We start from the raw sequence: 25,492 nt of genomic DNA, 5'->3' as shown, positions 1-25,492 counted from the left end.
GTTCAGTGCGTCAGTGCGGCCAGCAGCTCGTACGAACGCAGCCGCTCGGCGCGGTCGTAACCGGTCGTGGTGACCAGGTACTCGTCCGCCGCGCTGCGGATCAGCAGCGACTCCAGCACCTTGGCCACCTGCTCCGGGGTGCCGTACAGCTGGCGGCTCGCGGCCTCCTCGAAGCGCTCGCGCTCCTGCACCGTCATGGCCCGCGCGGCGATCGCCTCGTACGGCTCCAGCGGCGGGAAGGCGCCGTGGCTGCGGCTGTAGGCGGTCGCCCATGCCTCGGCGGCCGGCAGCCGGCGGGCCTGCTCGGGGTCCTCGGCGACCGCGACCGTCCCGGAGAGCACCACATACGGCGCCGCGGCCCACGCGGACGGGCGGAAGGCGGCCCGGTAGCGGTCCACCGAGCGCAGCAGGTCGTCCTCGCTGCGGCCGCCGATCACCAGCGGCAGCCCGTGGGCGGCGGCCAGTTCCGCGCCGCTGCCGACGGCCAGCACGAACGGCGCAGGCCGCAGCCCTTCGGCCGGCCAGGCGTGCACCTGCGGATACGTCCGCTGGGTGCCGGTGAACCAGCCCAGCAGCTCGGTCAGCTGCGCGTCGAAGCCGTCGGCCGCGTCCTTGCCGGCGCCCAGTGCCTTGCGGATGCCCTCGGTGAAGCCCACCGACCGGCCAAGGCCCATGTCGATCCGGCCCGGAAACAGCGCCTCCAGCACGCCGAACTGCTCGGCGACCACCATCGGCCGGTGGTTCGGCAGCATCACCCCGCCGGTGCCGACCCGGATCCGGCTGGTGGCGCCGGCGATCGCGGCGGCCAGGACGGTCGGGGCCGAGCCCGCGACCCCAGGCACGCCGTGGTGCTCGGCGACCCAGAACCGGTGATAGCCCAGCGCCTCCGCCTGCCGGGCGAAGACCACCGTGTCCCGCAGCGCCCGCGCCGCGTCCTCACCCGCGCGGACATGGGCGCGGTCCAGGACGGAGAACGGGGTGGCACGCAGTACGGAACTCACGTACGTTTCAACGCCCCACACCCCCGGTGATTCCCCGGCGCGCCCCCGTACCCGCAGGCGCACACCTGTCCGACCTGTGGTATTGCGGGCACCCTTGTGGCGGAGTCGGCGGCGGGCCTATCTTGTCCCCGCCCGGCCACCGGAGAGGACTGCTGCCATGCCCTTACGCGGACGCCACCGCCGTTACCGCCCCAACAGGGTCTCCCAGGCCTCGCTGACCGTCACGGCGGGCGGCGCGGGTCTCGCCCTGCCGCTGATCGGACTCAGCAGCGCGCACGCGGCCTCCCAGAGCGTCTGGGACAAGGTCGCCAGCTGTGAGTCCTCCGGCAACTGGAACATCAACACCGGCAACGGCTACTACGGCGGCCTGCAGTTCGCCTCCAGCACCTGGAAGTCCTTCGGCGGTACGGCCTACGCGCCCCGCGCGGACCTCGCCACGAAGAACCAGCAGATCGCGGTGGCCGAGAAGGTGCTGCGCAGCCAGGGCCCGGGTGCCTGGCCGGTCTGCTCGGCGCGGGCCGGGCTCACCCGGGAGGTGGCGACGGCCTCGCACACCGTACGCATACCCGCCCAGAAGGCGAAGCCCAGGGCGGCGTCCAAGCCCGCGCCCAAGGCGACCCCGCACGTGGAGCCGGTGTCCGACGCGGTGCACACCGCGAAGATGCCCGCGAGACCTGCACATCCCGGACCCGCGGCCCCGGCCGCGCCCAAGGACCGCTACACCGTCGCCTCCGGGGACACCCTCTCCGGTATCGCCGCCGACGAGCATGTGAGCGGCGGCTGGCCGCAGCTGTACGCGGACAACCGCTCGGTCGTCGGCGGGGACCCTGACCTGATCTTCCCGGGCCAGCACCTGGCGCTCAGCACACCGCAGAAGAGCACTCAGGGCCCGAAGAGCACGCCGGCGCCGAAGAGCACGCCGAAGGCCGCCCCCAGGGCGACGCCGAAGCCCGCGGCCAAGCCGGCCGGCGGCACCAAGACGCTGGAGCGGCAGACCAGGCCCGCCGCCCCCAAGAAGAGCGGCTACACCCTGCCCGTCGAGCACGCGCCGATCGGTACGCCCTACAAGGCGGCCGGCAGCAGCTGGACCAGCGGCTACCACACCGGGGTGGACTTCCTGGTCTCCACCGGCACCGCCGTGCACGCGGTCGCGGCCGGCAAGGTCGTCACCGCGGGCTGGGGCGGCTCCTACGGGTACCAGATCGTGATCCGGCACGCCGACGGCCACTACAGCCAGTACGGCCACCTCTCGCAGATCTCGGTGAAGGCCGGCCAGCAGGTCAACGAGGGCCAGCGGATCGGCCGTTCCGGCGCCACCGGCAACGCCACCGGGCCGCACCTGCACTTCGAGATGCGTACCGGCCCCGACTACGGCGACGACATCGACCCGCTGCGCTATCTGCGGGCGCACGGCGTCTCCGTCTAGCCGCCCCCGGACGTCTCCTCCGTGTCGCTGTCGCCGGGGCCGCCGCCGTCGAGGTAGGCGGTCAGCGGCGGCAGCGTGAGACCGAGCCAGACGCCGGCCAGCAGCCAGCCGCCGACCACGTCGCTCGGCCAGTGCACGCCGAGGTAGACCCGCGAGCACCCCACGGCCACCGCGGCCGCGGCGCACAGCCCGGCCGCGGCCTTCCCGGCCGGGCCGGGCAGCGCCCGCAGCAGGCCCCACGCGAGCAGCCCCGCGGCGATCGCGCTGGAGGCGGTGTGCCCGGACGGGAAGGAGTGGCCCGAGACCGGGGCCGCCCAGTCCGCCACCGGCGGCCGGGCCCGGTCCGCCGCGGCCATCACGGCGGTACGCACCCCCTGCCCGACCAGCAGCACCAGCACCGCGAGCACCGCCGCCGCGGTCCTGCGCCGGACCGTGCCCTTCCCGGCGAGCCACCCGCCCAGCGCCGCCGCCAGCGGCGGGAAGGGTCCGGTACCCGCGTCGGTGACGATCCGCGCCGCGGTACGGAATCCGTGCGGCCGGTGCGCGACCGACCAGCGGTGCGGACCGGTGTCGAAGCCGTACGGGGCGCCGTGCCGGGTGAGCACCACACCGGCCAGTACCGCGAAGGCCACCGCGCAGGCGGCCGGGAGCAGCAGCCGGGACGGGCGCAGACCCGCCGTCAGGACCGCCGCTCCCCTGACCACCGGTTACGGCCGCTTGGCCGGCACGTTGTCGTACACGCGCTTGGGGTCGGTGGTCGCCACCGGCTCCAGGATCTCGTCGATCCGCGCCTTGAGCGCCGGGTCGAGGCGCACACCCGCGGCCTTGGCGTTCTCCGCGACCTGCTCCGGGCGGGAGGCGCCGACGATCGCCGCCGACACGTTCGGGTTGTCCAGCACCCATGCCACGGCCAGCTGGGCCAGGGAAAGACCCGCCTCCGCGGCCAGCGGCTGCAGCCGCTGCACCCGCTCCAGCACCTCGTCGCGCATCCAGCGGCTGATCATGTCCGCGCCGCCCTTGTCGTCGGTGGCGCGCGAGCCGGCCGGCGGCTGCTGCCCCGGCAGGTACTTTCCGGTCAGCACACCCTGCGCGATCGGGGAGAAGACCACCTGGCCGAGGCCCAGTTCCTCACAGGCGGGAATGACCTCGCCCTCGATGACCCGCCACAGCGCGCTGTACTGCGGCTGGTTGGAGACCAGCGGGATGTGCAGCTCGCGGGCGAGCGCGTGCGCCCGGCGGATCTGGTCCGCGGTCCACTCCGAGACACCGATGTAGTGCACCTTGCCGGAGTGCACGAGGTCGGCGAAAGCCTCCATCGTCTCCTCCAGCGGCGTGAACCGGTCGTAGCGGTGCGCCTGGTACAGGTCGACGTAATCGGTCTGCAGCCGCCGCAGCGAGCCGTCGATCGACTCCCTGATGTGCTTGCGCGAAAGGCCCCGGTCGTTGTGACCGGGGCCGGTGGGCCAGAAGACCTTGGTGAAGATCTCCAGCCCTTCGCGCCGTTCGCCCTTCAGCGCCCGGCCGAGCACGGATTCCGCGCGGGTCTGCGCGTAGACGTCGGCGGTGTCGAAGGTGGTGATGCCCGCCTCCAGGGCCGCGCCGACACAGGCGGTGGCCGCGTCCTCCTCCACCTGGGAGCCGTGGGTGAGCCAGTTTCCGTAGGCGATCTCGCTGATGATCAGGCCGCTGCGGCCGAGGTGACGGTAGTCCATGGTGATCGACTCTAGATCGTCACCCCGGCGCGCCGCGAGCGGTGGTCGGTGGTCGGGACAGGCGGGGCTCAGGAGGCGGTCAGGAAGCGTATGCCTCCAGCTCGGAGAGCTGTCCGGCCGGCCAGCCGGTGTTCCCGGTGAAGGTGAGCCGCAGGTAGCGGGCGGAGGCGGGGGTCAGACTCACGGTGACGGTGTCACCGCTGCTGGGGTTGAAGGTGTAGCCGGCTGATGCCTTCAGCGTGGTGTAGCTGGTGTTGTCGGTGGAGCCGAGGACGCTGAGGGTTTCGGTGCGGGTGCCCCAGCCCGCCGGGAGTTTCAGGACCAGGCGGCCGATGGTGTGGGTGGCGCCGAGGTCGACGGTGAGGGACTGGGGGAAGGCGTTGTTGGTGCTTTCCCAGTAGGTGGCGGTGTTGCCGTCGACGGCGTTGCCCGCGGTGTAGATGTCGGAGTGGCCGGTGTCGGTGGCGGGGTGGCCCTGGGCGAGGTTGGGGTTGCCGGCCGGCGGGGTGGTCGGCGGGGTGGTCGTGGGCGGGGGTGTGGTGGGCGGCGGGGTGGTGGTGCCGTCGGGTGCGTAGATCTGGAATTCGGAGATCTGGCCGGCGGTCCAGCCGGTGTTGGCGGTGATGTTGAGGCGGACGTAGCGGGTGTTGGCGGTGGTGAAGGTCACGGTGGCGGTGTTGCCGGTGGCGGGGTTGAAGGTGACGCCGCCGGAGGCCTTGAGGGTGGTCCAGGTGGCGTTGTCGGTGGAGCCGAGGACGGCGAGGGTTTCGGTGCGGGTGGCCCAGTCACTGGAGGGCGGGAGTTTGAGGGTGACCTTCCCGACCGGGGTGGCGGTGCCGAGGTCGACGGTGAGGGTCTGCGGGAACGCCCCGCTGGCTGATTCCCAGTAGGTGGCGGCGTTGCCGTCCACCGCGTTGGCCGGGGTGTAGCTCTGCACCGAGGACGACGCCGACGCCGGACGGCCCTGCGCCAGATTCCCACCCGCCGGCGGCGTGGTCGGCGGGGTGGTGGGAGGCGTGGTCGGGGGAGTGGTCGGCGGGGTGGTGGTGCCACCGCCGGTCGTGCCGCCGCTGCCGCCGGTGGGTACACCGCCGTTGGTCCAGATCGGCGCCGGCCAGGTGCCGGTGCAGGTCTGGCCCACGTTCCAGCCGGAGTTGCCGCCGCCGTCGGTGATCTGCAGGCTGGTGCCGACGCAGTTGTGGATCGGCGTGGCGGCCTGGCCGATGTTCTTGGCCTTGACGTTGATGAAGGTCATGTTGGCCGCGGCCTGCGCCTGGATCGCGTAGGTGCCGGCCCCGTCGATGTTCACATTCCGCATCGTCACACCGGTGACACCGGTCTCGATCGACTGGATCGCCTCGTAGGAGCTGTCGAGGATGTCGGTGTCGCTGATCTGGATGTCGGCGTTGACCATGCCCTGGAGCCCGTCGAACCAGATGGCGCCGACGCCGAACTGCCAGTTGTAGTCGCTGTTCCCGGCTCTGATCAGGGTGTTGCGGGCCGCCGTGATGGTGCCCGAGACCCCGTTGGGACCACCGCCGTTGACGCCCGGGTAGCGGTTGGCGATGTGCAGGCCGCCACCGTTGGTGATGGTGTCCGCCATGACGTTGTCGGAGAGATTGAAGTCCTTGCCGCCGTACGTGACGATGTTGTTCGCCAGGATCGGCAGGACGACCGTGCTGTGGTCGAAGCTGTCGTTGGTGTTCGGCGCCTTCTCCGGCCAGGAGGCCAGCCCGTCGTCACCGACGTTGCGCACAAAGGTGTTGGTGACCGTCGAGTTGGTGACACCGGAGTGGAAGTTCACGCCGTCGGCGGTGGTGTCGAGGATGCGGCTGTTCTTGATGGTGAAGTGGTCCATCGGACCGTCCATCCAGGCGCCGACCTTGACATGCTGGATCCACAGGTCGTCGATGGTCGAGTTCGACATGGCGCCGCCGAGACCGTTGACCTGGTCGTCGTCGACCCGCTCCTGGATGTCGCCGATGATCGCGAAGTCCTTGAGCGTCACATTCTGACTCGGCCCGCCGGCCTCCTGCGGGCGGATCGCGCCGCCGTAGCCGCCGCCGGCCACGTACTTGCCGTAGAAGCCGGCCGCGCGGTTGCGCTGTACGGGGTCACGGCCGCCGAAGACGGTGTACCACGGGCCCGCGCCCTGGACCGTCACGCCGTCGACGATCACATGGTCGTAGAGCGTGTAGGTGCCCTGCGGAACGTATACCACCTTGTGCTGCGCCTGGCCGGCGTTCACCGCCGCCTGCATCGCGGCGGTGGAGTCGGTGGCGCCGGTCGGGTCCACGCCGTAGTCGGTGACGGCGTTGATCGACCCGGCGGGCTGGCCGATGGGCGTCGCCACCTGCTCGAAGTCGGCCAGGTCGATGGTGAAGGTCGGCGACTGGGCGGTGGAGGTCACCTGGACGCGGATCTTGGTGCCCACGCCGTAGGTGGTCCCGAAGAGGGTTCTGGCCTCGTCGTAGAAGTGGTGCGGGTTACTGTCGCCGGGGTTGTTGTTGAAGGGGTAACCGCCGTAGTACCAGCTGTACTTCGAGGTCACCGGCAGCGTCTTCACCGACTGCCCGTTGGCCTGGACGTCCAGGGTGGCGCTGCGCCCCTTGCCGTCCGCGGAGTCCGGCAGGCTGTAGCGCAGGGACATCGCGTTGGCCGGCTTGGTGAGCGTGAACTCGACGTACTGGCCGACCGAGTTGAGGGTGACGGCCTGCCGGCCCGACGCCTCGGAGGGCAGGTGGCCGTAGAGCCGGTCCGGGCCGATCAGGGTGCCGTTGGTCGTGGCGTACTCCGCCTCCAGCTCGGTGAACGGCACAGTGGCGCCGCGTCCCGAGATACCGATCGGCGACGGCGCGGGCACGCCCGCGGCGCTCGCGGTCGGGGCGCCTGCCAGCGTCACGGCGGTCAGCGCCGCGGCGGCGGCCACGGCGAAGGACAGGACCGCGGCGAACCCTCGCCGTCCGGCCCGTCGATGGGGTTGGGGACTTCTGTCATCACTGCGAGGTGAGTGCGACACAGGCACACGTCCTTGCGGTCGGGGGTGAGGGGAGAAGGCTGAGCACCCGGCCGGGCGTGGAGAGACTACGAGCGTGGCCGCAGTAAGTCCATGAGTCTGCGCAAAACAGCGATGGTTCTTCGCAATATCCGCGACACCGTGCCGTCATAGACGGGCTCGGAGAGCGAGATTCCCCGACACGGGCTCGGGGCGGCGGGAGTTGACGCCGTGTCCGGGCGCCGCGGCGCCCTGCGGGGCGGGGCCGGAACCGGGCCGGGACCAGCGGTGCGGTGGTGCCCGCCGCGGGGTGGTGCCTGCCGCGGGGTGGTGCCTGCCGCGGGGCGGTGCCTGCCGGCGGGGCGGGACCGGGCCCGCGGGGCGGTGCCCGTCGGCTGATGCGGGATCGCGGTGCAGCGGGACCGGCCGGGTGGCGGTGACCGCAGCCCGCGGGGCCGGGACCGGAACCGGGGTGGGGCGGGACCGGCTGGTGGCGGTGCCCGCCGGCTGATGCGGGATCGGCGGTGCAGCGGGACTCGGCCGCATGGTGGCGCTCGTTGCCGGCGGACAGCGCAGCGGGGCATACGGTGTCGCGGCGGTCGCGGCGGTCGCGGCGGTCGCGGCGGTCGCCGCCGCGGGTGCTCGCGGCCCGCCCGGGATCGGCGGGGGCAACCGCGTGGCGGGAGGCGCGGGGTCAGCGGTGGGGGGAGGTCACCAGGAAGGGGTGGCCATCGCGGGTGCGGTGCTCGGTGCACTGCCATCCGCAGGAGTCGAGCAGGCGGGCGCACTTGGCGAGCGCGGCCGGTGCGGGGCCGGCCGCGGACCAGTTGATTTCGGCCATGCCCGGCTCGGCCGCCGGGGTCACCCGGTAGCCCGCGGTCGCCGCGCCGGCCGGCGGGCAGCCCGCCGCCTCCAGCGCCAACGACACCGCGTGCACACACCGTTCGCGCTCCCATGGCGCGGGGACGTCCGTGGCGCCGTCGAGCAGCACCGCCCGGATCTGCAGCAACCCCTCCCAGGCCGCGGCGACCTCCGCCGCCCGCCGTGCCCCGCCGCCGGGCGGCGGTCCCTGCCCCGTACCGTCGTCCGCGGTGAAACCCCCGCCCGGCCGCGGCTCCGGCGCCCGGTCCGGCGCGCTCTTCACGGCCGCGCCCGCCAACTCCGCCCGCACCCGCAGCCCTTCGGCCGTCAGGTAGTACGCGTGATGGCCGCCGCGGCCGTGCGGCACGGCAAGTCCCGCGGCGGTCAGCGCCGAACACACCTCGGGGCGCGCCGACAGCCGGCCGGTCGCCGGGTCGGAACCGCTGACCGCCCGCCGCTGAGCTGCCGGAAGTGCCTTCGCCATGCTCCGGACCTTAACTCCCGGCGCCGACATCTCCGGCGACCGCCAAGATCGTAAAAGCCGTTCCGGGCACTTTCGATCACGTTCCCTTCCTACGGAATCCGTATATCAGGGGGGTGCCCGCACCCCCTTGTAGATCAAGGTGTACGTTCCCGTTCTCGCGCGCATTCAGGCGGACGGGGGGCCTCGCCCGGGCAAGTTCCGGAAATACCAGGAGGATTCATGAGAATGTCGCCAAAGAACCGCAGAAGATCAGCTGTCATAGCCGGTACCGGAATGACTGCCCTGCTCGGTGCCGTGGTATTCGCGGGACCGGCGTCCGCCCACACGGGGGACTGGTCGGTCACCTGCGACACGGTGACCGTGCACCTGACGAACTACAACGGCCGGGCGCACAACACCGTGACGCTCTCCGACGACCAGGGCGACACCCTGGTGCCGAAGACGTCCTTCGGCGCCGGGTTCGACTTCACCGGTCCGCTGGCCGACCACGACGCGCCGCTCAAGCTGCACCTGGTGGTGAAGGCCGGCGACGGCAAGCAGTACAACAAGGACGAGTACAAGCTGGCGCCGGTCTGCGAGAAGCCGCCGACCACGCCGCCGACCACTCCTCCCACCACCCCGCCGACGACCCCGCCCACCACGGCGCCGACGACGGCTCCGCCTACGACTCCGCCGACCACGCCGCCCACCGGCTCGCCCACGGCGACCACCAACGCCCCCGTGGTGGCGGGCACCACCTCGCCGGCGGCCGGCACCGGCGATCTGGCCGAAACCGGTAGCTCCAGCGCCACTCCGATGATCGCGGGCATCGCGGTCGCCGCGGTGGTCGTCGGCGGCGGCGCGCTCGTATTCACCCGCAGGCGCCGTACCTCCTCGCACCGCTGAGCGTCCGCGGCAGCGGACAGCGCGTTGTGACCGACGCCCGGCAAGGGCCCGTACCCGATGGGGTGCGGGCCCTTCCGCGGTGCACGCCGAGGTAATCGGTGCAATTGCGGCGGCCTGTCGGCGGGACCGGTCGTCGATCAGCTCAATGATCATCTGGTGGCCCGTCAAACCATCCCGGAATTGGGCCCATTACCGACTTCACCGGCTGTTGCTCCGGCGAATGCCCGCCGCCGCTTTGCGGCCCGCCCGGCGAACCGGCCCCGGAGTCTGTGAAAACCCGGAGAAACGCCCGGCCCTGGCAGTTCCTGCCCCGCCGCCTGCCCGGGGCTGCCCTTAGGATCAGGGGATGGATCTTCGATGGCCGCGGCGCAAGCGGTGGTTGGCCGGGGCCGGCGCGCTCGCGGTGCTGGCGGCGGGGTCGGTCACGGTCGGTACCGCCGACGCGGCCGGCGGTGGCACGGTCCACCGCAGCGACGCCCTGCTCACCGGCGCCGGAGGAGTACGCCTCGACACCTCCTTCTTCACCGCCGGCGGCAGCGGTCGCAGACCCGCGGTGCTGCTCGGCCACGGCTTCGGCGGCAGCAAGGACGACGTACGCGGCCAGGCCGAGGACCTCGCCCGGCACGGTTACGCGGTGCTCACCTGGTCGGCCCGCGGCTTCGGCCGCTCCGGCGGCAGGATCGGCCTCAACGCACCCGGCGGCGAGGTGGCCGACGTCAGCAGGCTGATCGACTGGCTGGCCACCCGCCCCCAGGTGCGTCTCGACGCCCCAGGCGATCCCCGGGTCGGCGTCTCCGGTACGTCCTACGGCGGCGCGCTCTCCCTGCTCGCGGCCGGTTACGACCGGCGGGTGGACGCCATCGCACCCCGCGAGACGTACTGGAACCTCTCCGACGCGCTCTTCCCCGACGGCGTCTACAAGAAGCTGTGGGCCGGCATCTTCTTCGCCGGCGGCTCCGCGCCGCTGCCCGACAGCTCGTCACAAGGGAACACCGACACCCCCGTGCCCACCGTCCCGCCCGGCAGCGGCAGCGGCACCGGTACTGGTGCCGCGCCCGGCGCCGCCGCGCCCGGCGGCGATCCGCTCTGCGGCCGGTTCGCGCCGGACATCTGCGCCCTGTACCAGCGGGTCGCCCAGGCCGGCGTGCCGGACGCCGCCGCCCGTGACCGGCTCGCCGCGCTCAGCCCCTCCGCGGTGGCCGGCCGGATCAAGGTGCCCGCGCTGATCGTCCAGGGCCAGACCGACTCCCTGTTCACGCTCGCCCAGTCCGACGCGATGGCGAAGGCCATCAAGGCCAACGGCGCCCCGGTGGCGGTGGACTGGATCGCCGGCGGCCACGACGGCGGCGACACCGAGGACGCCCGGGTCGACCGCCGGGTCACCGCGTGGTTCGACCGCTACCTCAAGGGCGACACCGGCACGAGCACAGGACCGGCCTTCCGGGTCACCCGCACCGGCGGCCTGAACTCCATCGACGGCAGCGTGGTGCTGCGCGGCGCGACCGGCAGCGTCTACCCGGGTCTCGACGGCGCCGCGTCCCGCAGCGTCCCGCTGACCGGCCCCGGGCAGCGCATCACCAACCCGGCCGGCGGGGCCCCGCCCGCGATCTCCGCAGTGCCCGGCACCGGGGCACTCAGCGTGCTCTCCGGCCTCGGCGCGGGACTGACCACCGACTTCCCCGGTCAGTCGGCGTTCTTCCAGTCCGCCGCGCTGACCCACGCGGTCACCCTCACCGGCGCTCCCTCGGTCACCGTGAAGGTCGCCACCGGCGCACCGGACGCGGTGCTCTTCGCCAAGCTCTACGACGTCGGCTCCGACGGCAAGCAGACGCTGCCGGCCTCGCTGGTCACCCCGGTCCGGGTGGCCGGCTCCCCGCAGGGCCGCACGGTGCGCATCCGACTGCCCGCCGTGGACCACGAGTTCGCGGCCGGCCACCGGCTGCGCCTGGTGCTCGCCACCACCGACCTCGGGTACGCCACCCCGGTCGCGCCCGCGGTCCTCACCGTCTCGCTGGCCGGCCCGCTGCTGACGCTGCCCACCGATCCCGCGCTGAGCGCCTCCTCTGCCCCGCTGCCCTGGTGGGCGTGGGGGCTGCCGCCGATCGCGCTGGCCGTGGCGGCGGCGCTGCTGCTCACCGGCCGCCGCCGTACCCGGCCGGGGTCCGCCGATCCGGAGTCGGCGGGCGTGCCGCTGGTGATCACCGGGCTGAGCAAGCGGTATGCCAAGTCCGCGGACCGGTACGCGGTGCGCGACCTCTCCTTCCAGGTCGAACCCGGCCAGGTGCTCGGCCTGCTCGGGCCGAACGGCGCCGGCAAGACCACCACGCTGCGGATGCTGATGGGCCTGATCCGCCCCGACGAGGGCGAGATCCGGATCTTCGGCGAGCAGATCCGGCCGGGTGCGCCGGTGCTCTCCCGGGTCGGGGCCTTCGTGGAGGGCGCCGGCTTCCTGCCGCACCTCACCGGCCGCGCCAACCTCGACCTGTACTGGCAGGCCACCGGGCGCCCCGCCGAGGACGCCCATATGGCCGAGGCGCTGGAGATCGCCGGCCTCGGCGACGCGCTGCAGCGCGCGGTGCGCACCTACTCCCAGGGCATGCGGCAGCGCCTGGCCATCGCCCAGGCCATGCTCGGCCTGCCCGATCTGCTGATCCTGGACGAACCCACCAACGGCCTGGACCCGCCGCAGATCCGCGAGATGCGCGAGGTGCTGATCCGGTACGCGGCCGAAGGCCGTACGGTCATCGTCTCCAGCCATCTGCTGGCCGAGGTCGAGCAGAGCTGTACGCATCTGGTGGTGATGGACCGCGGCCGGCTGATCACCGCCGGCCCGGTGGACGAGATCATCGGCTCCGCCGACACCGTACTGATCGGTGTCGCGGGCGAGGTGTCGCAGAAGGTGGTGGACGAGGTGGCGGCGCTGCCCGGCGTGGCGACGGCGGTCCGCGAGGAGGACGGTCTGCTGGCCGTGCTCGACGGGATGACCGCTCCCCAACTGGTCGCGGAACTCGTCCGGTTGGGGGTGCCGGTGGACCGGGTCGGCCCGCACCGCCGGCTGGAGGACGCCTTCTTGACCCTGATCGGAGGCTCGGCATGAGCGACACGGCATCCACCGCGCCGGCGCCCCTGCCGGTGTCGGCCACCGCGCCCGGCTACCGCCCGGGGCGCACCCTGCGGCTGCGGGTCGAGGTCCGCCGCCAGCTGCGCAGGCGCCGCACGATGATCGTGGGCGCGCTGCTCGTCGCGCTGCCCTTCATCCTGATGGCCGCCTTCGCGATCGGCGGCACCCCGGACGGCGGCGGCCGCAACGGCCCGACGCTGATCGACACCGCGACCTCCTCGGGCGCCAACTTCGCGGCCACCTGCCTCTTCGTCTCGGCGGGCTTCGTCCTGGTGGTGCCGGTGGCGCTCTTCTGCGGCGACACCGTGGCCTCCGAGGCCGGCTGGTCCAGCCTGCGTTATCTGCTGGCCGCGCCGGTGCCCAGGGCCCGGCTGCTGGCGGTGAAGCTCACCGTAGCCCTCGGGTTCAGCGCGGTGGCGCTGGTCCTGCTGCCGGCCGTGGCACTGGTGGCCGGCACGGTCGCGTACGGCTGGGGCGACCTGCAGCTGCCGGCCGGCGGGACACTGGACTCGGGCAGCGCGCTGCCCCGGCTGGCGGTCGTGGTGGCGTACATCTTCGTCAGCCAACTGGTCACCGCTGCACTGGCGTTCTGGCTCTCCACCGTCACCGACGCGCCGCTGGGGGCGGTCGGCGGCGCGGTCGGGCTGACCATCGTCGGCAATGTGCTGGACGCGGTCACCGCGCTCGGCGGGTGGCGCGACGTCCTGCCCTCGCACTGGCAGTTCTCCTGGCTGGACGCGGTCCAGCCGACCATGGAGTGGACCGGCATGATCCAGGGCACGTCCGTGTCGGTGTCGTACGCGGTGGTGCTCACCGCGCTGGCGTTCCGCGGCTTCCGCACCAAGGACATCGTGTCCTGACGGCAGGCCGGGAGCCGGTGGCCACCGCTTCGCGGAGGCGGTCTCCGCGGCGGGTGCCACCGCTCTGACCGCCGCCGCCCTGATCGCGCGATTATCTGTTAGGGCTCTTGACAGTTGGGTGGTACAGACCAGCATATTGGTCCAGACCAAATGCGTCCCCCCACCGTCGAAGGGAGCGCGGTCCATGACCGGACCCGTTCGCAGACCCTCCCCCATAGCGCGTGTACGTGCATGGGGGCGCCCCAAGGCCCTGCTCACCGGCCTCGTCACCGCCGTCGCGTCGGCCGGGCTCGCGCTCACCGGCGCCGGCACCGCGCACGCGGCCACCGCACTGCCCAGCCATGTCTTCGCCCCGTACTTCGAGGCGTACAACGGCGACAGCCTCTCCGGACTCGCCTCCGCCTCCGGCAACAAGTATTTGACGATGGCCTTCATCCAGACCCCGTCGGTCGGCTCCTGCACCCCGTACTGGAACGGCGACAGCGGGATGCCGATCAGCCAGGCGAACTTCGGGGCGGACATCGACACCATCCAGGCCGGCGGCGGCGACGTCATCCCGTCCTTCGGCGGTTACGCGGCCGACAACAGCGGCACCGAGATCGCGGACAGCTGCACCAATGTCAACTCCATCGCCGCGGCGTACGAGAAGGTCATCACGACCTACGACATCAGCCGGATCGACCTGGACATCGAGGACAACTCGCTGACCAACTCGGCCGGCATCGACCGCCGCAACAAGGCGGTCAAGATCGTCCAGGACTGGGCGGCGAGCAACGGCCGCCCGCTGCAGTTCTCGTACACCCTGCCGACCACCACGGCGGGCCTGGAGGGCGGCAGCCTCGGTTCCGGCAGCGGTCTGGCGGTGATCCAGAACGCGGTCAGCAACGGTGTCAACCTGAACGTCGTCAACCTCATGACCTTCGACTACTACGACGGCGCCACCCACAACATGGCGACCGACACCCAGACCGCGGCCACCGGCCTGCACAACCAGCTCGCCACGCTCTACCCCAACAAGACCGACGCGCAGCTGTGGGGCATGGTCGGGGTCACCGAGATGCCCGGCATCGACGACTACGGTCCGGCCGAGACCTTCACCACCGCCAACGCCACCACCGTCTACAACTGGGCGGTCAGCAAGGGCATCAACACCCTGTCCTTCTGGGCGCTGCAGCGCGACAACGGCAACTGCAACGGCCAGGGCGGCTCGGACTCCTGCTCCGGCACTCCGCAGAGCACCTGGCAGTTCAGCCACATCTTCGAGCCCTTCACCAGCGGCGGCAGCACCACCCCGCCGCCGGCCAACGACTTCTCGGTGTCGCTCTCCCCGGCGTCCGGCTCGCTCGCGCCCGGCGGCAACACCACCTCCACCGTCCACACCGCGGTCGCCGCCGGCTCCGCCCAGTCGGTCAGCCTCTCGGTGACCGGCGCCCCGGCCGGTGTCACCGCCGCGGTCAGCCCCGGCTCGGTCACCGCGGGCGGCAGCGCCACGCTCTCGGTCACCAGCACCTCGGCGGCGGCCCCGGGCTCGTACACCCTCACCGTGCACGGCACCGGGCCGTCCGGCTCCCACACGGCGGCGTACGCGCTCACCATCACCGGCACCGGCGGCGGCTGCACCGCCACCGCCTGGCAGTCGTCGGCCATCTACGTGGGCGGCGACACCGTCTCCTACGGCGGCCACACCTGGAAGGCCAAGTGGTGGACGACCGGCGAGACCCCCGGCACCACCGGCGAGTGGGGAGTCTGGCAGGACCTCGGCGCCTGCTGAACCGGCCGGTCCGCGACCGGCGACCGGCCCCGGCTTAGGAGCCGGCCCGCTCATCCTCTAGAGTCTCACCGGACGTCTACGCGTATGTAGTCGGTACGGGCCGGACATGCCCATGGGGGGCACGTCCGGCCCGTCCGTCCACCGCGGGGGCCAGGAAATACCACCGGACAGACCAGGGGACGGGACCACCCAATGAGTGTCATCGGCGTCGGCCAGGCCGTCATTCTCGGCGTAGTGGAAGGAGTCACCGAATTCCTGCCGGTCTCCTCCACCGGCCATCTCAAGCTGGCCGAGGGCCTGATGAACATCCCGGTCGACGACAACGCCGTGGTCGGCTTCACCGCGGTGATCCAGGTCGGCGCCATCGCGGCCGTCTTCGTCTACTTCTTCAAGGACATCGCCCGGTTCGTCGGAGCCTGGCTGCGCGGACTGACCAACAAACGGGAGCGGGACAACCACGACTACAAATTCACCTGGTGGGTGATCTACGCCACCATCCCGATCGTGATCGTCGGCCTGGCCGCCAAGCCGCTCATCGACGGTCCGCTCGGGTCACTGTGGGTGGTCGCCTTCTCGCTCATCGGCGGCAGCATCGTCATGTGGTGCGCCGAGCAGATGGCGCGATTCAAGCGTGGTGAGGACCAGGTCACCATGAAGGACGCGATGTACGTCGGCACATCACAGATCCTCGCGCTGCTCTTCCCCGGCTTCTCCCGGTCCGGTGCCACCATCTCCACCGCGCTCATCCGCGACCTGGACCGGATGGCCGCCACCCGGCTGTCGTTCTTCCTTGGCCTGCCCGCTCTCACCGGCGCCGGCCTGTACGAACTCAAGGACGCCACCAGCGGGGGCGTCGGCGTGCCCGCGCTCGCCGTCGGCACCCTGGTCTCCTTCGTCGTCGCCTACGCCTCCATCGCCTGGCTGCTGCGGTTCGTGGCCAAGCACTCCTTCAACTCCTTCGTGATCTACCGGATCGTGGTCGGCGCGATCATCATCGCGCTGCTCGCCGGGAACGTCATCGACGCCTGAGGAATGCATAGTTCACGACTTATTTTTTGATGTGTATTGACTCCTCGGGCGAGCGGCGCCTAGCGTCCACACCGCATCGCGACCCCACAACGCGACCGAGGAGCCACCTGTGAACCAGGTACCCGCAGTGCCCGGCCCGCTCATCCGCCCCCCACGCCACCGCAGACGCATAGCCGCCATCGTGGCGGCGGTCGCCCTCCCGGCATCCGCCTGCATCGCGCTGGTCTCCGCCTCGGGCGCCGGCGCTGCGACCATCCCGACCGCACCCGCGACCATCACCGGCGTCGGCAGCGGCAAGTGCGTGGACGCCCGCGCCGCCGCCACCGCCAACGGCACCGCGGTGCAGCAGTACACCTGCAACGGAAGCAGCGCCCAGTCCTGGCAGTTCACCGCCACCGACAGCGGCTACTACCGGATCGGTGTGTCGACCGCGCCCGACCAGGTGGTGGACGTCACCAACGTCTCCACCGCGGACGGCGCGCTCGCCCAGCTGTGGCTCTACGGCGGCGGCGTCAACCAGCAGTGGCAGCCGGTGGCCGAGTCCAGCGGCGCCTTCCACCTGGTGAACCGGAACAGCGGCAAGTGCCTCGACGTGCCCTCCGCGTCCACCGCGGACAGCGTCCAGCTGCAGCAGTACACCTGCAACGGCACCGCCGCGCAGTCCTTCAACATCAGCGGCAGCACCGGCGGCGGCACGACCACCCCGCCGCCCGGCAACACCCCGGACTTCGGCCCCAACGTGACGATCTTCGACCCCTCGATGTCGGCGTCGTCGATCCAGTCGAAGGTCACCTCGGTCTACAACGCCCAGGTCGGCAACGAGTTCGGCACCCAGCGCAACGCCCTGCTCTTCCGGCCGGGCACGTACAACGTCGACATCCCGGTCGGCTACAACACCCAGGTCTCCGGCCTCGGTCTGTCCCCGGACGACGTCAACATCACCGGTGGCGGCGTGCACGTCGCCGGCCACACCAGCGACGGCAACGCCACCCAGAACTTCTGGCGCGACGTCGAGAACATGTCGCTGAGCCCCAGTTCCGGCAGCACCATGTGGGCGGTCTCGCAGGCCGACCCGTTCCGCCGGATGGACGTGCACGGCGGCATGCTGCTGTACGACAACACCCACGGCAGCTCGGGCAACTGGTCCAGCGGCGGGTACATCGGCAACTCCCGTATCTCCGGCACGATCAGCTCGGGCACCCAGCAGCAGTTCCTCACCAAGAACACCGCGATGAACGGCGGCTGGAGCGGCCAGAACTGGAACATGGTCTTCGTCGGCGACACCAACGCGCCCTCGACCAGCTTCCCCAACCCGCCCTACACCACGGTCGCGCAGAGCCCGGTCTCCAAGGAGAAGCCGTTCCTCTACGTCGACTCCGCGGGCAACTGGCAGGTGTTCGCCCCGGCGCTGCGTACCAACGTCCAGGGTCCTGACTGGACCAACGGGGCCCCGCCCGGGACCTCGCTGCCGATCAGCCAGTTCTACATCGTCAAGCCCGGTGACACCGCCACGACCATCAACGCGGCGCTGGCCTCGGGCAAGAACCTGCTGGTCACCCCGGGTGTCTACCACCTGTCGACGGCGCTGAACATCACCCGTCCCGACACCGTGGTGCTCGGCCTGGGCCTGGCCACGCTGGTGCCGGACAACGGCTCCACCGCGATCACCACGGCCGATGTCGACGGCATCGACATCGCGGGCCTGCTGATCAGCGCCAACACCACCAACTCGGCCACGCTGATGCAGATCGGTCCGGCGGGTTCCTCGGCGAGCCACGCCGCCGACCCCACGGTCCTGCAGGACGTCTTCTTCCGGGTCGGCGGCGACATCGCCGGCAAGGCCACCCAGACCCTGGTGGTCAACAGCGCCAATGTCATCGGCGACGACCTGTGGCTGTGGCGCGGCGACCACTCCAACGGCGTGGGCTGGAACACCAACCCGGCCGCCCAGGGCCTGATCGTCAACGGCGCCAACGTGACCATGTACGGCCTGGCGGTCGAGCACTACGAGAAGTACCAGACCACCTGGAACGGCAACGGCGGCCGGACGTACTTCTACCAGAGCGAGACCCCCTACGACGTGCCCGACCAGGCCAGCTGGACGACCACCGGCGGGGACCTCGGCTACGCCTCGTACAAGGTCGCCAACACGGTCACCTCGCACGAGGCATGGGGGGTGGGCATCTACGCCTATCTGCGCGACCACCCCGACCTGGTGCTCGGTCATGCCATCGAAACCCCCACCGCGGCCGGAGTGAAGTTCCACAGCATGGTCACCACCGTGCTCGGCGGGGCAGGCACCATCAACCACATCATCGACAACTCCGGGGGCCAGGTGACCGCGAGTCACAACGTCGAGGACCTGGTCAGCTACCCGTAACACCGCTCCGGCGGACGGTCCGCCGGTGACGGTCCCGGTGCGCCCGCGCCGACACCGGCGGGCGTCGCACACACAGGACAGAGGGGCCGGCCGTGGGCGGGCTGCCTGGCGGCTCGCCCGGCCGCGCCCTCCGCCCGCCGGAAAACCACCGGCCGGCCCATCCCCCCACGGGTGGGCCGACCGGTGAACCGGGGGTGTCCCGGCTGGCGGTGGCGGCGGCGCCGGGTCAGGTCAGCGTCGCCACCACCGGGTCCCAGTCCTCCGGAAGGACCCGCACATCCGGAGCGCGTGATTCGAGCCCTACGAAGCCGTGCCGCTCCGCGGAGACCGCCACGCTCGACATCAGTTCGAGGACGTGCTGGGCGAGTTCACCCGACGCGCGGTGCTCGGTGCCGCCGCGGATCGCGCGGGCCATGTCGAGCACGCCGATGCCCCGCCCCGCGGTCGTACCGGTCACCGGCAGCTCGCGCCACTCCTCCTCGCCGAACGCCCGCACCAGCAGCGGCCCGTCGAAGGTGTTCGGGTCGGGCAGCGCCAGCGTCCCCTCGGTGCCGGTGATCTCGATCATGCGGCGCGGCACCGACGAGTCGAAGCTGAAGGTCGCCGACGTGCTCGGCCCGCTCTCGAAGTCCAGCAGCGCATGGACATGGGTGGGCACTTCGACCGCGAAGGAGGTGCCGGCCCGGGGTCCGGAACCGATCACCCGCTCCGCCCTGGCCTGCCGGGCCGTCGCGGCCACCCGCGACACCGGCCCGAAGAGCGCGACCAGCGCCGTCAGGTAGTACGGGCCGATGTCGAAGAGCGGCCCGCCCCCGTACTGGAAGAGGAACTCCGGGCTGGGGTGCCACCCTTCGGGCCCCGGCCCCTGGGTGACCGCGACCGCGCTCACCGGCTCGCCGATCACCCCGGCGGCCAGCGCCCGCGCCGCCGACTGGAGCCCGGCGCCCAGGAAGGTGTCCGGCGCGCTGCCGACCCGCAGTCCCCGCGACTGCGCCTCGGTCAAAATCTTCGCGCCGTCCGACGGGGTCAGCGCCAGCGGCTTCTCGCCGTAGACGTGCTTGCCCGCCTGCAGCGCCGCCGCCGCGACCTCCGCGTGCGCGGCCGGAATGGTCAGATTGACGACGATCTCCACCTCGGGGAGCGCCAGCACCGAGGCCACGTCACCGGCCGCCGGCACCCCGTACCGCGCCGCCGCCGCCCGGGCCCGCTCGACATCGAGGTCGGCGACCGCCAGTACCCGTAGGTCGGGGAACGCCGAGAGCGCGGTCAGATACTGGGTGCTGATCACCCCTGCGCCGACCAGCGCGACGCCGACCGGACCTCTCCCCACGGGTCCGCCGGTCATGAACGCCCCTCCAGCGCGGTCAGATACGCGTGGCTCTCGGCGACCGCGGTGAAGATGTCGGTGGCGCAGCTGTCGAGTTCGACGATCCGCTGCGCGTCGGGCGCCGCCGCCAGGATCGACGGCACATCGATGGTGCCCTTGCCGACCGCGGTGTGCGGCTCGTCCTTGACGCCGGGCCCGTCCTTGATGTGCAGGGCGAGCACCTTGGTGCCGAGCGTGCGCAGCAGTGCGGGGACGTCCGCGCCGCCGACCGCCGCCCAGTAGGTGTCCACCTCCAGGAAGACCTCGGGCGCCAGCAGACCGGCGAACACCTCCAGCGCGGTGCGGCCGTCGAACCGCGGCTCGATCTCCCACCAGTGGTTGTGGTAACCCATCCGCATGCCGTGCTCGGCAGCCTTTACGGCGAAGCCGTTGAGCAGGTCGGCGGTGCGCTGCAGCCCGTCGAGGGTGGTGAACTCCTCGTGCTCAATGCCGCCGGGGATGATCACCAGGTCGGTGCCGACAGTGGCGACCGCGTCGAAGACCTCGCCGGCGTCCTTGCTGAACAGCGCGTAGGCGTGGGTGCTGGAGACGGTGATCCCCAACTCGTCGGCGGTCTTGCGGAAACCGGCCGGGTCGGCGGTCGGGTCGTACGCCTCGACCTGGCGGTAGCCGATCTCGGCGAGCCGGGCCAGCGTGCCGTCGCGGTCGGCGGCGATCTGGTCCCGGAGGGTGTAGAGCTGGATGCTCAAAGGTGTGGCCATCGAAGCGATGCCTCCTGGAAGTCCGTTGCGTACGGCGGTGGTCCGGCGGATGCGGTCGGTCCCGCCGGGCGGTGCGGTGCGGGTGGCGCGGGCGGATGCGGGTGCGGTCCCGGGATCAGCCGACGATCAGCGGTCGCAGTGTGCGGTGGGCGATCTCCAGCCCCTGGGTGATCCGCTGGACATCGCCGCTCCACACCGGGTCCTCGTGCTCCACGGAGAGCACTCCGGTGAAGCCGCCCTCGTAGAGCGTGTCGACGATCCGCCGCCAGTCGACGTCGCCGAGGCCGGGCACCCGGTAGCGCCACCAGCCGCTGTCCCAGCCGTCGTCGCGTTCGACGGCCTTGCCGAAGAAGCCGTAACGGTCCCGCGCCCGCGGGTCGAGTTGCGCGTCCTTGGCCTGGGCGTGCGGGATCCGGTCGATGTACGGCCTGAGCGCCGCCACCGGGTCGATGCCCAGCCACAGCAGGTGCGAGGGGTCGTAGTTGAGGTAGAAGCCGAGGTCGAACATCCACTCCCACAGTTCCGGGGAGTAGGCGAGGTTGCCGGGGTAGCCGTCCGGGTGCCACCCCTCCATCACGCAGTTCTCGATGATGAGTTTCACGCCGTGCTCGCCCGCGTACTCCACCAGCGGCGGCAGTTCCCGTTCGGCGAGCCGCAGGTTCTCCTTGACCGAAAGCCCCGGGTGCCGTCCGACGAAGGTGCCGACGTACTCCACGCCGAGCTTCTGGGCGGCGTCCACGTTGGCCCGTACGTGGGCGGCGATCTCGGACCTGCGGGTCTGGTCGGGGTGCAGGTTGTTCTCGTAGTAGGCGAGCGCCGAGAGGGTCAGTCCGTGCTTGTCGAACAGGGTGCGGACCTCGTCGGCGTGCTGTCCGGTGAAGCCGGTCACGTCGATATGGCTCGCCTCGAAGTCCCGGGAGCCGGTGGACGGCCAGGTGGCCACTTCCAGCGCCTCGTAGTCGTGCCCGGCCGCCCAGGCGGCGATCTCGTCGAGCGGGAGCTGCGGAAGGCAGGCGGTCAGAAAGCCCAGCTTCATCTCAGGAGACCTCTTTCCAGGACCGGTCCGCCGCGGAGCCGAGGACGGCTTCGGTGAGGCGGACCATGCGGGCGGCGTCGTCGAAGGTGGGGAAGGCGGGGGGCGTGGCGGGTTCGCCGGACGCGGCGCCGCCGGCCCGGATCGCGCTGTGCACATCGCGGACGAAGGCCGCGAAGCAGTCGAGATAGCCCATCGGGTGGCCGCCGGGCACCGTGGAGAGCCGGGCGGCGGCCGGCGAGAGGGTCGCCGGGTCGCGCAGCACCACGGCGTTCTCACCGCGGCTGCCGACGAAGAGCGACTCCGGGTTCTCCTGGTCGAAGGCGAGCGAGGTACGGGCGCCGTCCACCTCGAACCACAGCCGGTTCTTGCGGCCCGGGGAGATCTGGGAGACGGTCAGCGTCCCGGTGGCGCCGCGGTCGGTGCGCAGCAGCAACTGGACCGCGTCCTCGGTGGCGGGCCGGCCGCCGTCCCGGTCGACGGTCTGGGTGACCGCGGTCACCTCGGTGATCCGGTGGCCGGTCACCCACTCCACCAGGTCGCACCAGTGCGAACCGATGTCGGCGAACGCCCGGGAGGGGCCGCCTGCCACGGGGTCCACCCGCCAGTTGGTGTCGCCCGGCTCGGCGAGCCAGTCCTGCAGATAGTGGCCGTGCAGCAGCCGGATGTCGCCGGCCCGGCCGTCGCGCACCCGGGAGCGGGCCTCGGCGGCCATCGGGTGGTAGCGGTAGACGAAGGGCACCGCGGCCACCAGCCCGGTGCGCGCGGCGAGCGCGGCGAGCGCGTCCGCGGTGGCCGCGTCGGTGGTCAGCGGCTTCTCGCACACCACGTGCTTGCCGGCCCGCAGTGCGAGCCCGGCGAGTTCCGCGTGCGCGGCGTTGGGCGTGCAGATGTGCACCACGTCCACGTCGTCGCTGGTGACGAGGGCCTGTGAGCTGTCGAAGGCCCGCTCCACGCCGAGTTCGGCCGCCGCTTCCTTGGCACGCGCGGGGGAGGACGAACTGACCCCGACGACCGGGGCGCCGGAACGGCGTACCGCGTCGAGGTGGACCCGTCCGATCATGCCGGTGCCGGCGATGGCCGTACGCAACGGCGGCGGATTCGCTGAATCCGCGGAGATTCGGCCCACGAATGCCCTCCCTTTCGGTTCGTAGAAAACGCTAGCTACCCGGCTTTCGGTTGACAATGGCAACATTTCCGCTACCTTCTGTCATAAATACGGGGGCCACGGGTCCCGGGCCGAGGAAGGGCGGGCGCAGGTGACGGCACCAGTGGGGGACCGGCAGTTGACGGCGCTGAGCGAGCTGGCCGGTCTGGTGGCCGGCGGCGCCACCCGCCGCAGCCAGCTCGCCACCGCCACCGGGCTGTCGCGTGCGGCCGTCGCGCAGCGGGTCGACCTGCTGATCGACCGCGGGCTGCTGGTGGAGACCGGCACGGTGGCGACCGACCGCGGGCGCCCGCCGCTCACCCTCCAACTGGCCTCGCGCGCCGCGGTGGTGTGCGCGGTGGACCTCGGCGCCACGCACAGCACGGTCGCGGTCGCCGAACTCGGCGGCACGGTGCTGGCCGAGGCCACGGAGGAACTGGACATCAACGATGGGCCCGAGGCCGTACTCACCGGGCTGCACGAGCAGGTGGGGCGGCTGCTGGCCGAGGCCGGCCACCCGGCCGGGCATGTGCGGGCGATCAGCATCGGCGTCCCCGGGCCGGTCGAGGCGAGCACCGGGACGGTGGTGCGGCCGCCGATCATGCGCGGCTGGGACGGCACCCGGGTGCCGGACTTCTTCGCCGGACGCTACGACGCGCCGGTCCTGGTCGACAACGACGTCAACATGATGGCGCTCGGCGAGTACGCCCACCGGCCGGCGACCGCGCATCTGCTCTACGTCAAGGTGGGGACCGGGATCGGCTGCGGGATCGTCTCGGGGGGAGTGGTGCACCGGGGGGCGTCCGGTGCGGCCGGGGACATCGGGCACATTCCGGTGCCGGGACACGACCATGTGCCGTGCCACTGCGGCAACACCGGCTGCGTCGAGGCGGTGGCCTCCGGCGCGGCCATCGCGGCCACCCTGCGCGAGGCGGGGCTGCCGGCCGAGCACGCGGCCGACGTGGTGCGGCTCGTCACGGCGGGGGACCCGCTGGCCCGCCGCCAGGTGCGGCTCGCCGCCCAGCGCATCGGTGAGGTGCTGGCGTCCCTGGTCAGCTTCTACAACCCCGACACGATCGTCCTCGGCGGCAGTATCGCCAGCCTCCACGACGACCTGCTCGCCGACATCCGCGGCGCCGTCTACCGCCGGGCCCTCCCACTGGCCACCAGGACCGTCGCCATCGAGACCACCCTCCTCGGCCGCCGCGCCGGTATCGAGGGTGCCCGCCGCCGCGCCCTCCACCACCTGCTGTCCCCCGAGGGCATCGCCCACATGCTCACCGCCGCCAGTCGGTAGGGCCCCAGGTAGGGGCCGGACACGGGCCTGGCACGGGCCGGCGGCGCCCGGAAGGGGCCGCGGCCGGCGGGGCCGCCGCAAGGGGGAGCGGACTGATGGGCCGGTGGACGCGGGTAGCGCGGGAATGTCAAGAGGCCCCCTTTTGGGGAACCTCTCCCGTGCGGCGGGTCCAATGGGCATGCTGGAGTCATGAATCCGCAAGGCGACGATTCCGCTTACCGGACCGCACCGGGCACCGCGTCGGACTCCCCGGTCGCGGCGCTCGCCGACGTGGAGGCGTGGAAGGCCCGCAAGACGTATCCGTCCACGTTGCTGGCGGGCGGGCCGGTCTTCGGGGTGGCCCGCGAACGGTCCGAAGGCGGCTGGGAGGTGCAGCCGTACTTCTCCGGACTCGCCCCGCAGGACGCCCGCGACAGCCTCGCCGGACAGCTCCGCGACCTCGCCGGGGCGGCGGAATCCGACGGGCCGGACGGATCGGACGGGCTGGACCGGTCGGATGGGCTGGACCGGTCGGATGGGCCGGACGGATCGGAGTCGCCGGACGGATCGGAGTCGCCGGACGGGCCGGAGTCGCCTGACGGTGCCCGGGCCGCGCGGGACGCCTGCCTCGCCGCCGCCGACCGCCTCGACCGCGGGGAACTCGACGAAGTCACCGTCGGCGGCGTCCGCTTCCGGGTGGTCCGCGCCGAACGCTTCATCCGGATGGGCCCGGACGGCCCGGAGCCGCCGCGTACCACCGACCCGGACCCGGCGCCCGCCGCCGCCCGCACCGGCGACCCGTTCGCCGCCCCCGACCCGGCGGCCGGCCTCGTCATCGACCCGGCCCCGCACGGCAGTTCTGAAGCTGTCCTCGACGCGGAACTCCTCGCCGCCCTGCGCCGCAACGACACCGTGCCCAGCGCCGTCCGCGACGACTCCCGCCGCGCGGCCCGCACCCACCCCGGCACCGTCCGGCTGCCCGCCACCTTCATGACCGCCGAACGCGAGGGCGGGCGCTGGCGCCCGCACTCCACCGGCACCGCCGCCACCCCGCGCGACGCCCGCAACGGACTCGCCGTCCACCTGCGGGTCATCGTCCCCTGGCAGCGTGACCTCACCGCCGAGGAGCACGAGCTCTACAGACGCGCCGCCGACCACCTCGACGCCGATCAGCCGGACGAACTCGACGTCGCGGGACGCCACTTCCGTATCGTCCGGGTCGAGCGCCTGGTCCGCACCGGCCCCGAAGGACCCGAGGGACCCCGCCCCTCCGACCTCGACGCACTCCCCGAACGGGACGACGTCGCCGAGCCCGCACCCCGCTCCGGCCGTTTCCTCGAACTCTTCGATGAGGAGAAGCGCCGCCTCGACGGGCTGCGCGACAGCGCGAGTTCGTAGCTCAGCGCATCGCCCTGCCAGCGCA

Annotated in this window: 18 protein-coding genes; 9 read left to right on the top strand and 9 right to left on the bottom strand. The window is 72.1% G+C overall.

Going from position 1 to position 25,492, the window contains the following annotated elements:
• Window positions 1-2: 2 nt before the first annotated feature.
• Window positions 3-1,001, bottom strand: coding sequence for an LLM class flavin-dependent oxidoreductase (locus OG552_RS05295; protein WP_329130021.1), 999 nt, complete (start codon window positions 999-1,001; stop codon window positions 3-5).
• A gap of 157 nt (window positions 1,002-1,158) precedes the next feature.
• On the opposite strand from OG552_RS05295, the gene OG552_RS05290 reads away from it, so the two are divergent.
• Window positions 1,159-2,427 (top strand): transglycosylase family protein, encoded by a 1,269-nt coding sequence (locus OG552_RS05290; RefSeq protein WP_329130019.1) that lies wholly within the window; start codon window positions 1,159-1,161, stop codon window positions 2,425-2,427.
• Here OG552_RS05290 and OG552_RS05285 read toward each other — a convergent pair.
• The 4 genes from OG552_RS05285 to OG552_RS05270 all read right to left on the bottom strand — a co-directional run bounded on the left by OG552_RS05285 (window position 2,424) and on the right by OG552_RS05270 (window position 8,479).
• On the bottom strand, window positions 2,424-3,131 hold the full coding sequence (locus OG552_RS05285) for a phosphatase PAP2 family protein (RefSeq protein WP_329130018.1): 708 nt from the start codon (window positions 3,129-3,131) through the stop codon (window positions 2,424-2,426). The two genes, OG552_RS05290 and OG552_RS05285, sit on opposite strands and share 4 nt — an antisense overlap.
• Before the next feature lie 3 nt (window positions 3,132-3,134).
• Window positions 3,135-4,139, bottom strand: coding sequence for an aldo/keto reductase family protein (locus tag OG552_RS05280; RefSeq protein WP_329130017.1), 1,005 nt, complete (start codon window positions 4,137-4,139; stop codon window positions 3,135-3,137).
• 79 nt (window positions 4,140-4,218) lie between these two features.
• Window positions 4,219-7,068: a discoidin domain-containing protein gene (locus tag OG552_RS05275; RefSeq protein WP_329130015.1), complete on the bottom strand. Its 2,850-nt coding sequence runs from the start codon at window positions 7,066-7,068 to the stop codon at window positions 4,219-4,221.
• A gap of 760 nt (window positions 7,069-7,828) precedes the next feature.
• Window positions 7,829-8,479 (bottom strand): hypothetical protein, encoded by a 651-nt coding sequence (locus OG552_RS05270; RefSeq protein WP_329130013.1) that lies wholly within the window; start codon window positions 8,477-8,479, stop codon window positions 7,829-7,831.
• 273 nt (window positions 8,480-8,752) lie between these two features.
• On the opposite strand from OG552_RS05270, the gene OG552_RS05265 reads away from it, so the two are divergent.
• The 6 genes from OG552_RS05265 (at window position 8,753) to OG552_RS05240 (ending at window position 18,525) form a co-directional block, all read left to right on the top strand.
• Window positions 8,753-9,364 carry an LAETG motif-containing sortase-dependent surface protein gene (locus OG552_RS05265; protein WP_329130012.1) on the top strand — a complete coding sequence of 204 codons (612 nt, stop codon included), beginning with the start codon at window positions 8,753-8,755 and terminating at the stop codon, window positions 9,362-9,364.
• A gap of 346 nt (window positions 9,365-9,710) precedes the next feature.
• Complete coding sequence (locus OG552_RS05260; RefSeq protein WP_329130011.1) at window positions 9,711-12,461, top strand: alpha/beta fold hydrolase; 2,751 nt, start codon at window positions 9,711-9,713, stop codon at window positions 12,459-12,461.
• The gene (locus tag OG552_RS05255) at window positions 12,458-13,345 is read left to right on the top strand and encodes an ABC transporter permease (protein ID WP_329130009.1); all 888 of its coding nucleotides are present in this window, start codon (window positions 12,458-12,460) and stop codon (window positions 13,343-13,345) included. The genes OG552_RS05260 and OG552_RS05255 overlap by 4 nt, the downstream gene beginning before the upstream one ends.
• Window positions 13,346-13,529: 184 nt before the next feature.
• Window positions 13,530-15,116 (top strand): chitinase, encoded by a 1,587-nt coding sequence (locus OG552_RS05250; protein ID WP_329130007.1) that lies wholly within the window; start codon window positions 13,530-13,532, stop codon window positions 15,114-15,116.
• Between the two features lie 192 nt (window positions 15,117-15,308).
• Window positions 15,309-16,145: an undecaprenyl-diphosphate phosphatase gene (locus OG552_RS05245; RefSeq protein ID WP_329130006.1), complete on the top strand. Its 837-nt coding sequence runs from the start codon at window positions 15,309-15,311 to the stop codon at window positions 16,143-16,145.
• A 109-nt stretch (window positions 16,146-16,254) separates the two neighbouring features.
• On the top strand, window positions 16,255-18,525 hold the full coding sequence (locus OG552_RS05240; protein ID WP_443070872.1) for an RICIN domain-containing protein: 2,271 nt from the start codon (window positions 16,255-16,257) through the stop codon (window positions 18,523-18,525).
• A 226-nt stretch (window positions 18,526-18,751) separates the two neighbouring features.
• Here OG552_RS05240 and OG552_RS05235 read toward each other — a convergent pair whose 3' ends face one another.
• The 4 genes from OG552_RS05235 to OG552_RS05220 all read right to left on the bottom strand — a co-directional run bounded on the left by OG552_RS05235 (window position 18,752) and on the right by OG552_RS05220 (window position 22,775).
• Window positions 18,752-19,870 (bottom strand): Gfo/Idh/MocA family protein, encoded by a 1,119-nt coding sequence (locus OG552_RS05235; protein ID WP_329130005.1) that lies wholly within the window; start codon window positions 19,868-19,870, stop codon window positions 18,752-18,754.
• Window positions 19,867-20,613, bottom strand: a complete 747-nt coding sequence (locus tag OG552_RS05230; RefSeq protein WP_329130004.1) for a sugar phosphate isomerase/epimerase family protein — start codon at window positions 20,611-20,613, stop codon at window positions 19,867-19,869. Before OG552_RS05230 ends, OG552_RS05235 begins: the two co-directional genes overlap by 4 nt.
• Before the next feature lie 115 nt (window positions 20,614-20,728).
• Entirely contained in the window at window positions 20,729-21,649 is a 921-nt protein-coding gene (locus OG552_RS05225; protein WP_329130003.1) for a sugar phosphate isomerase/epimerase family protein, read from the bottom strand.
• A 1-nt stretch (window position 21,650) separates the two neighbouring features.
• On the bottom strand, window positions 21,651-22,775 hold the full coding sequence (locus OG552_RS05220; RefSeq protein WP_329130002.1) for a Gfo/Idh/MocA family protein: 1,125 nt from the start codon (window positions 22,773-22,775) through the stop codon (window positions 21,651-21,653).
• Window positions 22,776-22,905: 130 nt separating this feature from the next.
• On the opposite strand from OG552_RS05220, the gene OG552_RS05215 reads away from it, so the two are divergent.
• Window positions 22,906-24,090, top strand: coding sequence for an ROK family protein (locus tag OG552_RS05215; RefSeq protein ID WP_329130000.1), 1,185 nt, complete (start codon window positions 22,906-22,908; stop codon window positions 24,088-24,090).
• Window positions 24,091-24,279: 189 nt separating this feature from the next.
• Window positions 24,280-25,467 (top strand): DUF5954 family protein, encoded by a 1,188-nt coding sequence (locus OG552_RS05210; RefSeq protein ID WP_329129999.1) that lies wholly within the window; start codon window positions 24,280-24,282, stop codon window positions 25,465-25,467.
• The last annotated feature ends 25 nt before the right edge of the window (window positions 25,468-25,492 follow it).

Source organism: Streptomyces sp. NBC_01476 (genome assembly GCF_036227265.1).
Lineage (GTDB): Bacteria > Actinomycetota > Actinomycetes > Streptomycetales > Streptomycetaceae > Actinacidiphila.
This window is presented reverse-complemented; position numbering and strand designations above follow the sequence as displayed.